This is a genomic window from Paraburkholderia fungorum (genome assembly GCF_900099835.1).
Classification (GTDB): Bacteria; Pseudomonadota; Gammaproteobacteria; order Burkholderiales; family Burkholderiaceae; genus Paraburkholderia; species Paraburkholderia fungorum_A.
In genome coordinates this window covers 1,231,936-1,246,634 of record NZ_FNKP01000003.1, presented here as the reverse complement: position 1 = coordinate 1,246,634, position 14,699 = coordinate 1,231,936, and the positions used below count along the sequence as shown (strand labels likewise).

At 60.1% G+C, this 14,699-nt stretch carries 14 protein-coding genes; 7 read left to right on the top strand and 7 right to left on the bottom strand.

Going from position 1 to position 14,699, the window contains the following annotated elements:
- Window positions 1–41: 41 nt before the first annotated feature.
- The 3 genes from BLS41_RS34745 to BLS41_RS34735 all read right to left on the bottom strand — a co-directional run bounded on the left by BLS41_RS34745 (window position 42) and on the right by BLS41_RS34735 (window position 4,217).
- Window positions 42–1,022, bottom strand: a complete 981-nt coding sequence (locus BLS41_RS34745) for an ABC transporter permease (RefSeq protein ID WP_074772612.1) — start codon at window positions 1,020–1,022, stop codon at window positions 42–44.
- A gap of 25 nt (window positions 1,023–1,047) precedes the next feature.
- Window positions 1,048–2,652 (bottom strand): ABC transporter substrate-binding protein, encoded by a 1,605-nt coding sequence (locus tag BLS41_RS34740; RefSeq protein WP_074772609.1) that lies wholly within the window; start codon window positions 2,650–2,652, stop codon window positions 1,048–1,050.
- Window positions 2,653–2,999: 347 nt separating this feature from the next.
- Entirely contained in the window at window positions 3,000–4,217 is a 1,218-nt protein-coding gene (locus BLS41_RS34735; protein WP_074772606.1) for an acyl-CoA dehydrogenase family protein, read from the bottom strand.
- 354 nt (window positions 4,218–4,571) lie between these two features.
- Here BLS41_RS34735 and BLS41_RS34730 point away from each other — a divergent pair, with 354 nt between their 5' ends.
- The 7 genes from BLS41_RS34730 (at window position 4,572) to BLS41_RS34700 (ending at window position 11,786) form a co-directional block, all read left to right on the top strand.
- On the top strand, window positions 4,572–4,862 hold the full coding sequence (locus BLS41_RS34730) for a co-chaperone GroES (RefSeq protein ID WP_074772603.1): 291 nt from the start codon (window positions 4,572–4,574) through the stop codon (window positions 4,860–4,862).
- A gap of 13 nt (window positions 4,863–4,875) precedes the next feature.
- On the top strand, window positions 4,876–6,516 hold the full coding sequence (gene groL, locus BLS41_RS34725) for a chaperonin GroEL (protein WP_074772600.1): 1,641 nt from the start codon (window positions 4,876–4,878) through the stop codon (window positions 6,514–6,516).
- Window positions 6,517–6,627: 111 nt separating this feature from the next.
- Window positions 6,628–7,662, top strand: a complete 1,035-nt coding sequence (locus BLS41_RS34720; RefSeq protein ID WP_436972077.1) for an ABC transporter substrate-binding protein — start codon at window positions 6,628–6,630, stop codon at window positions 7,660–7,662.
- A 28-nt stretch (window positions 7,663–7,690) separates the two neighbouring features.
- Window positions 7,691–8,542, top strand: coding sequence for an ABC transporter permease (locus BLS41_RS34715; RefSeq protein ID WP_074772595.1), 852 nt, complete (start codon window positions 7,691–7,693; stop codon window positions 8,540–8,542).
- A 26-nt stretch (window positions 8,543–8,568) separates the two neighbouring features.
- Window positions 8,569–9,453 carry an ABC transporter permease gene (locus BLS41_RS34710; RefSeq protein WP_083380236.1) on the top strand — a complete coding sequence of 295 codons (885 nt, stop codon included), beginning with the start codon at window positions 8,569–8,571 and terminating at the stop codon, window positions 9,451–9,453.
- Window positions 9,454–9,504: 51 nt separating this feature from the next.
- A complete protein-coding gene (locus BLS41_RS34705) occupies window positions 9,505–10,368 on the top strand; it encodes an ABC transporter ATP-binding protein (RefSeq protein WP_074772591.1) in 864 nt (287 codons plus the stop codon).
- 56 nt (window positions 10,369–10,424) lie between these two features.
- Window positions 10,425–11,786, top strand: coding sequence for an LLM class flavin-dependent oxidoreductase (locus tag BLS41_RS34700; RefSeq protein ID WP_074772588.1), 1,362 nt, complete (start codon window positions 10,425–10,427; stop codon window positions 11,784–11,786).
- 94 nt (window positions 11,787–11,880) lie between these two features.
- On the opposite strand, the gene BLS41_RS34695 is transcribed toward BLS41_RS34700, so the two are convergent.
- From BLS41_RS34695 to BLS41_RS34680, 4 genes are all read right to left on the bottom strand, one after another.
- The gene (locus tag BLS41_RS34695) at window positions 11,881–12,720 is read right to left on the bottom strand and encodes a CmcJ/NvfI family oxidoreductase (protein WP_074772585.1); all 840 of its coding nucleotides are present in this window, start codon (window positions 12,718–12,720) and stop codon (window positions 11,881–11,883) included.
- 18 nt (window positions 12,721–12,738) lie between these two features.
- Window positions 12,739–13,500, bottom strand: a complete 762-nt coding sequence (locus BLS41_RS34690) for an SDR family NAD(P)-dependent oxidoreductase (RefSeq protein ID WP_074772582.1) — start codon at window positions 13,498–13,500, stop codon at window positions 12,739–12,741.
- Window positions 13,501–13,658: 158 nt separating this feature from the next.
- A complete protein-coding gene (locus tag BLS41_RS34685) occupies window positions 13,659–13,907 on the bottom strand; it encodes a hypothetical protein (protein ID WP_074772579.1) in 249 nt (82 codons plus the stop codon).
- 164 nt (window positions 13,908–14,071) lie between these two features.
- Window positions 14,072–14,374: a hypothetical protein gene (locus BLS41_RS34680; protein ID WP_253189881.1), complete on the bottom strand. Its 303-nt coding sequence runs from the start codon at window positions 14,372–14,374 to the stop codon at window positions 14,072–14,074.
- Window positions 14,375–14,699: the final 325 nt, after the last annotated feature.

Below are 14,699 nucleotides of genomic sequence, written 5' to 3'. Positions count from 1 at the left end.
CCTCTGGGAAGCGAGTGGGCGGACGCGAGTCGAATCGGACATCACGCGACGCGCGGGTCTAGCCATGCCTGTAATAGATCGACCACCACGTTCGCGATGATCACGAGCAATGAAGACAGCAACAGCACGCCCAGCAGCACGCTGAAATCGCGCGCCATGACTGCGTCGAGTGCGAGGCGTCCAAGGCCTGGCCAGCTGAACACGGTTTCAGTCACCGCAGCACCGCCGAGCAGCGTGCCGAAATGAATGCCGACGATTGTCGTCAACGGCATCAGCGCGTTGCGCAGTACATGGCGCACGGTCACGCGCCACGGGTGCAATCCTTTTGCCTGCGCTGTGCGGACGAAATCCTGGCGCTGCACTTCGAGCATCGCCGAGCGCGTGAGCCGCGCGTAGATCGCGATGAAAAACGTCGACAAGGTCGCGGCAGGTAGCAGCACGTGTTTCGCGGCATCGGCGAAATAGGCGAACCCGTGCAACGACACACCGAGTGTCTGATTACCGCCGCTCGGCAACCAGCCCAGGTGCACCGAGAACAGCACAATGGCGAGCAGCCCGATCCAGAAGCCCGGCGTCGAATAGAAAAACAATGCCAGTACCGACAGCACGCGATCAGGCCACTTGCCGGCCCAATGCGCCATCACCGCGCCGAGCACCACGCCGACCACAATAGCGAACGACAACGCCACGCCCATCAGCAACAACGTATTCGGCAAACGCGACAGGATCAGTTGCATCACCGGCATGTCGTAACGCGGCGAATAGCCGAGGCTGAAGTGCGCCAGATGCGATAGGTACGACCACAACTGGTGCAGAACCGGTTGATCCAATCCGAACTTCGCGCGCAGAACCTGCATCGTCTCCAAGGTTGCCGAACCGGATTCACCGGCGAGCACGTCGGCCGCGTCTCCCGGCATCAGCTTCAGCAGAAAGAAGTTCAGGATCACGATACCGATTATGGTCGGCAACGCCTGCCACGCTGTGCGGCGCACTATCGCGCCGAAACGCATACCTCGACTCATTGCCGCTCTCCTGTCATGCGTGGGCTCATGCGCTCAGGTAAACATCCGCGAGATTGCCTTCGAGGCCTTGCGCGGACACCGTGTGGTTATGCACACGCCGGTTCGCGAGCGTGACCATGCGCGGCGCGACGAGGTTGAGAATCGGCAGATCGCGATAGACGATCTGCTGGAACTGTTGATACAACTCGACGCGCCTGCTCTCATCGGTTTCGACTGACGCCGTTTCAAGCAAGCGGTCGACATCGGCGTTGCTATAGTGCGGCGCGTTCGAAAACGGCACACCGGGTCGAATATTCTTCGACCAGTAAAGACGCTGTACGCCCACACTCGGATCGAACAGCGTATTCACGCCGATGCTCGTGAAATCGAACTGGCGGTCTGCGTACACGCGCTTCAGGAACGCGGGCAGATCCTGCGAGCGCACCGTCACATCGATCCCGACTCGCGAGAGCGCCGACTTCACATAGTCGGCCTGGCGACGGTACATGTCGCCATACGGCAGGAAATCGTGAGTGAGACGGAAGCGCACACCACCGTCCTTACGCGGATACCCCGCTGCATCGAGCAGCTTTTCCGCGCTGCCGATATCGAATGCGTACGGCGCAAGCTTCCCATCGTGATAGGGCGAACCCGGCGTGATCGGCGTGGGCGACAGTTCGGCATAACCGTATGCAATCGTGCGTTGCACGACTTGCGGATTGATCGCATGCGCAATCGCCTGACGTACCCGCAGGTCTTTTAGAATCGGATGATCGAGATTGAAATCGATCTCCGATTGCGGTTCGAGAAAGCGATAGCCGCGCGTTTCAATGCTCAATTGCGGCAACTGGGTAAGACGCGGCAGGTCGGTCAACGGCACCGGATTTTCACCGCCCAGATCGAGTGCGCCCGTTTCGAAGGCTGCGGATCGCGCGGCTGCGTCCGGGATCACCTTGAATACGAGGCCGTCGATATAAGGTTTGCCTGCGTCCCAGTAATCCGGATTGCGCTCATAAACGATATTGGCGCCACGGGTCCACGATTTGAAGCGGAACGGCCCCGTGCCGATGGGCGCGTTGTTGTGCGGATTGGTCAGCGGGTCGCCGGATGCGTACAGGTGCTTCGGTACGATTGGCGATTCTCCAGCCGACAACGCCTTCAGCAGATACGGCGCGGGCTTCGACAACTCGATCACTGCGGTGCGTGCGTCCGGGGTCGCGACTCGCGTGACGTTGGCAAATGTGCTGCGTCCACGCGGATGCACCGACTTGAGCAGGTCGATAGAAAATGCGACGTCAGCCGACGTAAAAGGCTGACCATCATGCCACTTTACGTTTTGACGCAGTGTGAACGTGTACTTCAGACCATCGGGACTGACGGTCCATGCAGTCGCCAGTTGCGGCTTTGGCTTCAGATCGAAATCGTAGGCAAGCAGCCCTTCCAGAACTTTCGAACTGGCGACCAGCGCCGGCCCCGTCGTCTGGAAAATCGACACGAGAACCGGCGGCTCCGGGTTAATCAACATGTTTAGCGTGCCGCCCCGCTTCGGCGTCACGCCGTCGGCTTGCGCGCGAACCAGCGAAGGCAAACCCGTCGCGGCGAGCGCCGCCCCCGATGAAATCAGAAAACTGCGTCGATTCAGCCCTGCCATGTGATCCAGATCCTTTAGCCAGCACCCGCCGGTTTTGCCGCGCGAGATATCGTCATAGTGTGGTCGGCAACGTCGCTGCCGCAGCACTTACGATAAAGCAGCAGCGCTGCCGACAGAACCAATCGTTCCGCATATGCAAAGCAGCAGGCGGACGAAAGGCTTACCAGTAACGTGTGGGATCGCTTGATGATGAAAGCGGCGCGACGCCGCCTTTCGGTTTTGACAGGTAGCGCCAATGGCAGTGCAATACCAAAGGCGGTTGCGTCGATGGAAAGGAGATCGATCGAACGGGGGCCGCTAATGACTCGCCGCCCCTGCTTTGGTTGACATGTTAAGTAGGCGAAAAACTAGAACACACGCCCTTCGGTCAGATGCGTGGTCACGCCGTTCAGTTCGTATTCGCCAATGACCCGCGCCTTGTGCAGCAGCGGGTTATGGCTGAAGATGGTTCGCAGATTGCGCCAGTGGCGATCGAAGTTATGCGCGCGCGCGGTCGCCGATGCACCGCCAATCTCGAACAGCCGCTCGCCTGCATACAACGCCAGCTTGCTCACCACGAGTTGGGTCTTGGCCGTGGCGAGCGCACCTTCCAGCACCAGCTCTTCGGCGTTCGCGGCGCCGTTGCGGATCGCTTTCGCCGAGCGGTCCAGCGTCCGCGCATTCTGTTGCACCAGCGCGTCGATAGAGAGGCTATGCGCGGCAAGATCGCCCACTACCTGCTGCACGAAGCCGTCTTCGCGCGCGGACGGTGCCGGACTATGTAACACCGGGCGGCCATGTTCGACGACATAGCGCCGTGCGTCCGCGAGAATATTGCGCACAATGCCCGCTGCCACGGCGACCAGATGCAGTTGACGCAGCGCACTGCCATGACGCCCGGCGAGACTCGTATAGCCGCGCGTCGCCACTTCATGTGCCAGAACCTGCATGTTATCCAGAACGAGACTGCCGCTCGCCGTCATGCGCTGGCCCATGCCGTCCCAGTCGTCGAGTACCGTCAGACCTTCGCGCGACACCGGAATGACAATCGACACTTTCTCGTCGTTTTCGTCCTGAACATTGATACGCGCGTAGTCGGAGAACGCAGTGCCGGTCGAATAGTACTTCTTGCCGGTCACGCGGAAATTGTCACCGTCGCGCACGAGTTTCGTGACGATTTCACCGGGACGCGACGTGCCGCGTTCCGTCGACGCACCGCCAAAAATCGCACCACTGCGCACGCGCTCGATCTGCGTGTCGTTGAATGCCGAGCGAGGCGAAAGCAGTAGTTGTTCGGTCTGGTCGTAATGGATTCGCAGAGCGTGCGCGACATTCGACTCCGCGGCGGCAATCGACGTAACGACATGAATGAGGTCCTCCAGCGACCCGCCGAGTCCACCCCACTCAACCGGAAAACGCAGTACGCCTAGCCCCGACTGACGAAACAGGTCGAAACGATCGAACGGCAACTCGCGCCGCGCCTCGCGTTGCGCAGCGTCCTCTCCAATTGCTTTGGCCAGCGCTGGCAGTGCGGCCAGTGCGTCGTCGAGTGTCGCTGGCGCTTCAGTTTTGCGGGAGTCCGGCATACATGCTTTCCTTTTATAAGTGCAGACGGATCGCGAACGATCCTTCTATCCGATCAGAGTCTTTGATGGAGCAAGCGGCGAAACCGCGCCTGCTCGCGCAACGAATCAGTATAGGGACGCAGCGATTTTCGCTAAACCAGTGAATTGAGCTATGAATATTCGCCGTGCTGGATTGGGTTCATTTCTATGAATACCCAACCTGATGTTGGTCTGCCCGCCCACGACGTTAATAAGATTCGCAGATAACGATTCGAGGATTCGTTATTGGAACGTGCAACGGTGCATTTCTATACTCGATCCCGGTCAGCACTCACCTTCGACGAGTGCCAAATCTTTAACGAATCCATTCGACTTATGAGCCTACGTCCACTGCACGACCGCCTGATCGTCAAACGTCTCGATCAGGAAACCAAGACCGCCTCGGGAATCGTGATTCCGGAAAGCGCCGCCGAAAAGCCGGACCAGGGCGAAGTTATCGCAATCGGACCGGGCAAGCGCGATAGCGACGGCAAGCGTATCGAACCGGACCTGAAGGTCGGCGAACGTGTGCTGTTCGGCAAATACGCAGGACAGTCCGTGAAGGTGGATGGCGCCGAACTTCTGGTGCTGCGCGAAGAAGACGTCGTCGCTGTCGTCACTCAATAAGGGAATTCCGATCATGGCCGCAAAAGAAATCATTTTTAGCGATGTAGCACGTTCGAAACTCGTCGAAGGCGTGAATATTCTCGCGAACGCCGTCAAGGTGACGCTCGGTCCGAAGGGCCGCAACGTGGTGCTGGAACGCTCGTTCGGCTCGCCCGTCGTGACCAAGGACGGCGTGTCGGTCGCGAAGGAAATCGAATTGCAGGATCGCGTGCAGAACATCGGCGCTCAACTGGTGAAGGAAGTTGCGTCGCGCACCAGCGACGCAGCCGGTGACGGCACGACCACCGCTACGGTGCTCGCGCAAGCCATCGTTCGCGAGGGACAGAAGTATGTCGCGGCAGGTCTGAATCCGCTCGACCTGAAACGCGGCATCGACAAAGCCGTCGTCGCGGCAATCGATGAACTGAAGAAGATCAGTAAGCCGACCACGACAAGCAAGGAGATTGCACAAGTCGCGACCATCTCGGCGAACGGCGAAGAATCGATTGGCCAGAGAATTGCCGAGGCGATCGACCGCGTCGGCAAGGAAGGCGTCATCACCGTTGAAGACGGCAAATCGCTCGACGATGAACTCGACGTGGTCGAAGGCCTGCAATTCGATCGTGGCTACCTGTCGCCGTATTTCATCAACGATCAGGACAAGCAGGTTGCGATTCTGGACAATCCTTTCGTGCTGTTGCACGACAAGAAAGTCTCGAACATCCGCGATCTTTTGCCGGTACTCGAACAGGTCGCGAAAGCAGGCCGCCCGCTGCTCATCATCGCGGAAGATGTCGAAGGCGAAGCGCTCGCCACGCTGGTGGTCAACAACATTCGCGGCATTCTGAAAACGGTGGCGGTCAAGGCACCAGGATTCGGCGACCGCCGCAAAGCGCTGCTCGAAGATATCGCCATCCTCACAGGCGGCCAGGTGATCGCGGAAGAAACGGGTTTGTCGCTGGAAAAAGCGACGCTCGCCGAGCTGGGCCAGGCCAAGCGCATCGAAGTCGGCAAGGAGAACACGACCGTGATCGACGGCGCGGGCGAGCGCGTGAACATCGAAGCGCGCGTGAAGCAGATTCGCACGCAGATCGACGAAGCCAGCTCGGACTACGATCGCGAAAAGCTGCAGGAACGCGTCGCGAAACTGGCGGGCGGCGTGGCGGTGATCAAGGTCGGCGGCGCGACTGAAATCGAGGTCAAGGAAAAGAAGGATCGTGTCGACGACGCGCTGCACGCCACACGCGCGGCGGTCGAGGAAGGCATCGTGCCGGGCGGCGGCGTTGCCCTGATTCGCGTGCGAAAGGCGATCAGCGGACTCAAGGGCGTCAACGCCGATCAGGACGCGGGCATCCGCATCGTGCTGCGTGCGCTGGAAGAACCGCTGCGTCAGATCGTGACGAACGCCGGTGAAGAAGCGAGCGTAGTGGTCGCGAGGGTCGCGGAAGGCAGCGGCAATTTCGGCTACAACGCGCAGACCGGCGAATATGGCGACCTCGTGGAATCGGGCGTGCTCGATCCGACCAAGGTCACGCGTACGGCGCTGCAAAACGCGGCATCAGTGGCGTCACTCCTTCTCACGACCGACGCCACCGTGCACGAGGTGCCGAAGGATGCGGCTCCGGCGTCGCCTGCGGGTGGACCGGGCGCACCAGGTGCCGGCTACGACTTCTGATCTTCCTGTTTTCACCGGCGCATCCGGCACGCCAGTGCGTGCGTGAATGCGCCGGTCGACCTTGCCTGCCACGGAACCATGCGCTATTTCAAACTACTGAAATCTCTGGCGATGTTCGCCGCGTTGGCGACGGCGACGCTTCACGCGTATGCCGATAAACCCGCCGTTATTCGTATTGGCGTCGCTCAACAGGGCATCGGCGACCCGCCAACTTTTGGCGGCTCGCCAGCCGCAACGGTGCAATTGCAGCAGCGGCTCGAAAAAGAATTCGCGGCTGACGGCATCAAGGTCCAGTGGCTCTTTTTCAAGGGCGCGGGTCCGGCGGTCAACGAGGCCATCGCCGACAAGTCGCTGGACTTCGCGTTTCAAGGCGACCTGCCCTCGGTACTCGCGCGGGCCAACGGTCTGAAGACACACATCCTGCTGGAGTCCGGCGTTCGCGCCGGCGTCAAGATCGCCGTGCCGCCCGACTCCGACATTCACACGATCAAGGATCTGAAGGGCCGCCGCGTCGGGATATTTCGCGGCACCAATCTGCAACTGGTGGTCGACAACGCGCTCGCCGCGAACAAACTCGACGAACGCGATCTGCATGTGATCAACCTGGACGCCGCAAGCTCGCTCGCGGCACTGGCGTCGAAAGGAATCGACGCATCGACTAACGACTATCACCTTTACAAACTCCGCGACCAGGGGCTCGCGAAGATCATCTACGAATCGCAGAACGATGGCCCGCAATTCACGCGTCAATCGCATCTGCTGGTCGTGGACGACTTCGAGCATGCGCACCCGGACATCGTGCAGCGGGTAGTGAATGCATTCGTCAAGGGTTCGCAATGGTCGTCCGACGAAACGAACCGGGACGCGCTATTCAAGCTGTGGGCGCAAAGCGGCGTGGATGTCGCGCAATGGCAGGCGGAGTTTGCGAACCAGCCGCTGAAGGCACGCAATTCGCCATTGATCGACCCGTTCATCGTCGCGCGCTATAAGTCGGTGGCGCAAGACGCGCTCAAGCTGAAGCTGATCCGCCAACCCGTCGATGTCGACAGCTGGTTCGAGCCGCACTATCTCGACAACGCGCTGCATACGCAAAATCTCGACCACTACTGGACCCGTTACGACGCGGCCGGTAAGCCGCTGAGCTAACTGCGCTAACCCACCACGGAGCGAGACGATGAGCGAAACGGCAATCCCCCTTCCCACCGCGAATGGCGATGCGCGCAGCGCTCAGCGTCACGCTCCGCGCGCACGCAAACGGCTGCGCAAAATCGCCTGGCACGTTGCACCGTGGCTGCTGCCCGCAACGCTATTCGCGCTGTGGACCATCGGCTGCGAGCGGGGCTGGATCGCGCCGCAGATTCTGCCGCCGCCGTCGCGTGTCTACGAAACGTTCGTGGAGCTCGCGCGTAACGGCGACCTCGCGAGTAACACGCTAATCAGCTTGCAACGCGTGGTATTCGGTTTCGCCATCGGGACGCTGCTCGGCTTCGTGACCGGCGCGGCGCTCGGTCTGTCGCGCACGTTCGAAGCATACGTGCTGCCTGGCTTCAACGCGCTCGTGCAGATTCCCGTATTGGGCTGGCTGCCGTTTCTGTTGCTGCTGGTCGGCGTGGGTGAACCGCTCAAATACATCCTGATCGCGCATGCGGCGCTTGTGCCGGTCACGCTCAGCACGTTACAGGGCTTCCGGCAGTCGCCGCAGAACCTCGAAGAAGTCGCGCGAGGTTATGGGTACAGCCACTGGCAGCGGATTGTCCACGTCGTGCTGCCCGCTGCGGTGCCGACGCTGGCAACAGGCGTGAGGCTGGCATTTACGAAAGCGTGGCTGGCGCTGGTCGTGGTCGAGCTGGTTGCTTCGTCTGAAGGACTTGGCTATCTCATCGTTTATGGCAGGCAACTGTTCCAGCTCGATCTGGTGATGGCGTCGGTCGTCATGGTCGGCGCGATCGGATTCGTCGTGAACCGTCTGCTCGAAGCACTCGAAACGCGTCTGAGGCGCGGCCAGCCGTCCGCGTTTCGGGACTGAAACCGTGTCACCGCAAAGGAGCTCACATGCGCTTTCCTTCGATCTTCACTGCCCGCAACGGACCGCCGCCCTGCAGTTGCGATCTGCCCGTCGAGCGAAAAAAGAAAAGCACCTTTCTCAGCCGACGAAGCGCTGCGTGGCGCGGCCTCGTATTGCCCGCCATTGCGGTCGCGCTATGGTCGGCGATATCGGCATTGCACCTGGTCAAAAGCGGCCTGCTGGTGAGCCCTCTGGCGGTTCTGCATGCCGGCACGCAACAACTGCAGAGCGGCGCGTTGGTGCGTGCGTTATCCGCGTCACTGGCACGCGAGGCTTGCGGGTTTGTCATTGGCACCGTCGGCGGACTGCTGCTTGGCGGCCTGCTGGGTTTCTCACCGATCGCGCGGCGGATGGTCGGGCCGAGCTTCGATACGTTCAAGCAGATCTCGCTATTCGCGTGGATTCCGCTGATTTCAGTGTGGTTCGGCCTCGGCGATGCCGCCAAGGTCGTTTTCCTCTCACTCGCGGCATTGCTGCCCGTCACCGCGCACACGTGCGACGGCATTCATGCCGTGCCGCGCAGCTATATCGAAGTGGCTCGCGCGTTCCGCTATACGCGATTGCAACTCGTCGCACACGTGATTCTTCCCGCCGCCCTGCCGTCGATCTTCACCGGCATCTATCTCGCGCTGATCTATTCGTGGCTCGCGACACTTGGCGCCGAGTACCTGCTGGTTTCGGGCAGCGGCATCGGCAATCTGCTGATCGACGGCAGCGAGCAGTTCAGGATGGATCTGGTGCTGCTGGGGATCATCGTCGTCGGCTTGACCGGTTGGGCGCTCAACTCGCTGGCTCGCGCTGTCGAGCGGGCCATTTTTGCACGGCGCACGGTGCGTCCGTCGCGTGAAGCGACTACGTTGAGCGCATCCTGACGCACACGCTTCAAATGCAGCTTGTCCGCTAACTGATACAGGACCGTTCTCATGACCACTGTTGCATCAGAACTGGAAGGGCTCGACATTCGCCACGTTCGAAAGCGCTATATCCAGCACGGCAAGACGCTGGAAGTACTCGACGACGTCAGCCTGCATGTACGACCCGGCGAATTCGTCAGCGTGCTCGGTTCGAGCGGTTGCGGCAAGTCGACGTTGTTGCGTCTGATCGCTGGCCTCGATACCGATTACACCGGCGAGATTCTTGTCGGCGGTGAACGGGTGCGCGATACGTCGCTCGAACGCGGGATCGTGTTTCAGGACCACCGGCTGTTTCCGTGGCTCACCGCGTCGCAAAACATTCAGGCTGCGTTGCGTAACGCGCCGCTTTCAGCGAAACAGAAGCGCGATGCAGTCGCCGAACACATCGCGCTGGTTGGTCTGAAGGGCTTTGAAAACGCGTACCCGAATCAATTGTCGGGCGGTATGGCGCAGCGTGTCGCGATTGCACGCGGACTGGTCAACCGGCCGCGCGTGCTGTTGCTCGACGAGCCATTCGGCGCGCTTGACGCGTTGACTCGTGGGCGTCTGCAAAACGAATTGCAGCGTATCTGGCAACAGGAACACATCACGATGATCCTCGTCACGCACGACGTGGACGAAGCCGTGTACCTCGGCGATCGCGTGGTGACGATGGCCCCGCGCCCTGGGCGTATCAAACGAATCGTCGATATCGGATTGCCACGACCGCGCGAGCGTAGCGATCCACGGTTCATTCGCTTGCGTGACGAGATCGTCGCGGATTTTGGTGAGGCGGACGTTGCAAGCGATAAGCCGTTCGACGGCAACGACGGTCTGAAATCGCCGGCTACCGCTCCAAACCCGCCCATCACGGAATGGCGCCTCGCGTGGTAACGCGTGGAACGACGGTAAAAGACAGCTAAAAACAACGGTAGTCGATGGAGAAAATGATGAGCAAGAGCAAACGGCAGATCAGACTCGGCGCGTTCCTGATGGAAACCGGCCATCACATCGCCGCGTGGCGGCATCCCGACGCGCATGCGGGCGGCGGACTCGATTTTCAGCACTACGCCGAGCTCGCACAGATCGCAGAGCGCGCAAAATTCGACGCGATTTTTTTCGCTGACAGCGTCAGCGTCCGCGATAGCAACCTGGCTTCGCTGTCGCGAACCGCGCGCGCCGATCACTTCGAGCCGATTACATTGCTGTCCGCGTTGTCGGTTGTCACGCGCAATATCGGGCTGATCGCAACGGTGTCGACGACCTTCAACGAGCCGTATAACCTGGCCCGCAAATTTGCGTCTCTCGATCATCTGAGCGGCGGCCGATCGGGATGGAATCTGGTCACGTCGAGCACCGAGTCCGAAGCACTCAACTTCAATTTCGAACAACACCCCGATCACGCGGTGCGTTATGAACGCGCGCGTGAATTCTATGACGTGGTCGCAGGCCTCTGGGATAGCTGGGAAGACGACGCCTTCATTCGCGACAAGGACAGCGGCGTGTACTTCGATCAGGACAAGCTCCATACGCTCAACCATCGCGGCACGCACTTCAAGGTGCGCGGTCCGCTGAACGTCGCGCGTTCGCCGCAAGGCTGGCCGGTCGTCGTGCAGGCGGGTGCGTCAGATGCCGGCAAGGAGTTGGCCGCGCAAACTGCGGAAGTTATCTTCGTCGCGCATCAAACGCTCGAAGAGGCACAGGCGTTTTATCGCGACATCAAAGGCAGGCTCGCTCGATATGGACGACAGCCGGATCATCTGAAAATCATGCCCGGCATTTTCCCGGTGATCGGCAGGACCCAGGAAGAAGCACAGGAGAAGTTCGACGCGTTGCAAAACCTGATTCATCCGACGGTCGGCTTGTCGCTGTTGTCCAATATGTCGGGCGGCGTCGATCTGTCGGAATATCCGGTAGACGGGCCGTTTCCCGAACTCCCGGAGACGAATGGCGGTAAAAGCAGGCAACGTCTGTTGCTCGATCTGGCGCGTCGCGAGAATCTGACCATACGTGACCTGTATTTGCGGATAGCGGGCGCGCGTGGGCATCTTCAGGTGGTCGGCACGCCGCAAAGCATCGCGGACCAGTTGCAGCAATGGTTCGAAGAAGAAGGCGCTGACGGCTTCAATATCATGTCGCCGTGGCTGCCCGGCGGGCTCACGGAATTCGCGGAACTGGTCGTACCGGAGTTGCAAAAGCGCGGCCTGTTCCGCACCGAATACGAAGGCAGTACGCTGCGCGACAATCTCGGGTTGCCACGGCCAGTGAACCGTCATGTTCTGGCGAAAGATGAGGTGGCGCTGGTTCGATAACATCTCCATAGGCCGTTGCGGACGCGCAATTGCTCGCGTCCGCCATCGGCGCATCGCCCTCGTTTGCTATGTCGACTGGCGAAAGAAGCCTGCCTCAGAAGAACAGCAGCGAGCGCAATTCGATACTGCGGCGCGCGGGTGCATCGGGTGGCGATGTCGGATCGTCGAACGCTGTGTGCGCACTGAGCCGTGCAATCGGATCACCCGCCGAATCGTAGATTTTCAGCAGCAGGTATTCGTCGGGCGTCATGTGCGGAAAGTAGTACCAGCGATGCCGCGGATTGAACACCAGCGCGTAGGTCTCGCCGACCTTGTCTGGATAAACAAGGTCTGATGCCACCAGATCGTTCAGCGCGATACTGCGCGAATCACACAGCGCCAGCGGTGACGATTGCACGGTGTCGCCAATCGGCCGCCACAGGTTGACAATCGCCACGCGGCCTTGCAACAACTGCTCTGCTTCACCTGTAGGCAGGTGATCGCGTACCCTTCGCGGCCCCGACACGAAGGTCTGATCGTTATGAATGTACTTGACCGGCTCCCGCACGCCATCGGTGCGCTCCGGTCTTCCGTCACGCAGCGTGTGATCGAACACCACCACCCGTCTTGCACCGGTAGCGCGTTTGAGCAGCAATTCTGCTTCCGGGTAATAGATCGATTTGATCTGGGCCGGGTCCGAAAAATCGCGTAACGCGCTCGGTTGCCGATGCAGTTCGAAACCGTTTCTATCGATCGATAACGCGCCGGGCGGTGGCGCGACACGCGCGTTTGAAATCGGCACCCGATGTGCGCGATACACGCCACTGCGTTTCGGGACGCCCGGCGGCGGATCGTATTGATACGAAACGGGCTTTTCCCCGGTAAATTCGAGGTAATTCAATTCTGCGTCGATTGTTGTGGCCGACGCGGGCGTATCGATGACGATCTCGCTCATGTTCACGTCCTCATCACGTTAAAACGACTCATTGAACGGCCGCAAATCGATTTCCTGCGACCACGCGCTTCGACCTTGCCGATGCAGATGCCAGTACGCGTCGGCGATATCGGCGGGATTCAGCAGGCCGTCGGGACCGCGCTCGGCCACCCGTTGCGGCGACGCCGTGCGCAGACGCTCGCCGTCGATACCGCCGTCGACCACCACATGCGCGACATGAATATTTCGCGGCCCGAATTCGCGGGCAAGACTTTGAGTCAAAGATCTCAAGCCGGCTTTGGCCGACGCGAATGCCGCGAACGGCGGACGTCCTCGCAGCGACGCGGTTGCGCCAGTGAAAAGTAACGAGCCGCTTCCGCTCTCAAGCAGTAGTTGCAGTGCAGCGCGGGCGAACAGGAATCCACCGAGTGTAGTCACACGCCACGCCGCCTCGAATTGCTCCGCGGACAATTCCAGCGTCGGCGCACGGATCGCACCCGCTGCGTTGAAGATCGCGGCTTCGAGCGTGCCGGTATCAGCCAGTTGACGCGCTATAGCGGCCAGATCGTCTTCGCTGGTGACATCGCCCGGCAACGCGATTGCATGGCCACCGTGGGCGCGAATTTCGGCGACTACCGCGTCGAGTCGCTCGCGCGAACGTCCCGTCACGGCGACCGTCAGGCCTTCGCTCGAGAAGCGTCGCGCGAGTGCGGCCCCGAGTCCGGCGCTCGCGCCGACACCGGCGATCCACGCCAGGCGCGCGGAGCCGTCTTCTTTCTTTTGCTCAATAGTGGCAACCATCGACATCTCCATCGCATTTAGCCGCAACACGCGACGCGCGGCGGCAATTGACATAGGCACCCGATAATTCAGCCTAGGCGATTACCACGCGGGATGGAAATAACGATTCGTGGAAAGTTATGCGCTGGAAAAAGGCGCGCTGCAAAGCGTCGCTGCGTTCATTCCGGCGGAATGTCGAGCGGAACCACGAACATGCCTGCGGTGTATTCGACGTGGAAATAGCCGGTTCGCGCATAGGCCGCAATGCGCTCAAGCCGCTCGGTTGAGTTGGCATGGTGGACCGACGACACCACTGCTTCGTCCAAACGTTCATCGTGGATTTCACGGGTCTGACGCCTGACCCAGTGCCGCAGCACGTTACGTGGATGCCGAAATCCGTCCCAGATAGCTGTCGCTGAATTTGCCATCGTGCATGCTCCGTTAATTCAAGCCCATGCACCTCAAGTTATGTCATGCGACCGGATAACCGCAAATAAGCTTTTATGGAATGGTTTTCGCAGAATCGACGTGCGCCGATTGTGCGGGACGTTATCGAATTGATTAACGCTCTCGCTCCACAACTCCGGCGGCATTAGCGCCGGATCAGCATCGCAAGCGAACGATGTGCGTCGAGTTGCCGCTCGTATCCTGCTAGCGCGCCATCGACGCGACGCGTCACAGGCAGCGTGGCAACCGTGGTGACGTTGGAGAGACCCGTCGACCCGCCTACCGGTTTGGCACCGGCAAGGCAATATCCAATATCGCGGCGCGCATTGAAGCACGCGCGCACCTTGCCGCTTTCGACCAGGGTGGCGAGCGCAGATTCGACAACCTGCTCCGATACGCCAAACCTACGGGAAAAAGTCCCGATGGTGTAGACGCGGTTATGTCTCATCTTCAGCATCAAACTGTTGATCAATGGATCCATGATCGATAAGGGTTGGGCACTGCGATTGATAGAGGAACAATGACTGAGCGTCGCCTGCAGAACCTGCGCACGTCGTAAAAGCCAGCATGGCAGGATTCGCGGCGGACTGGAAACATCGAGTTGACATATCGTTATGAAGCGGGTTATGAACTGCGAGCCGGCCTGGAGGCAATTCGTATATATGGGAACCTGCATAGCATTTCGCACTTATGTATTTGTCAGCAGGTGCCCCTGTTCTCTAGCATCTACATCGTTTGCAACATGTCGTTTGCAAAAACACGAACACACCTTC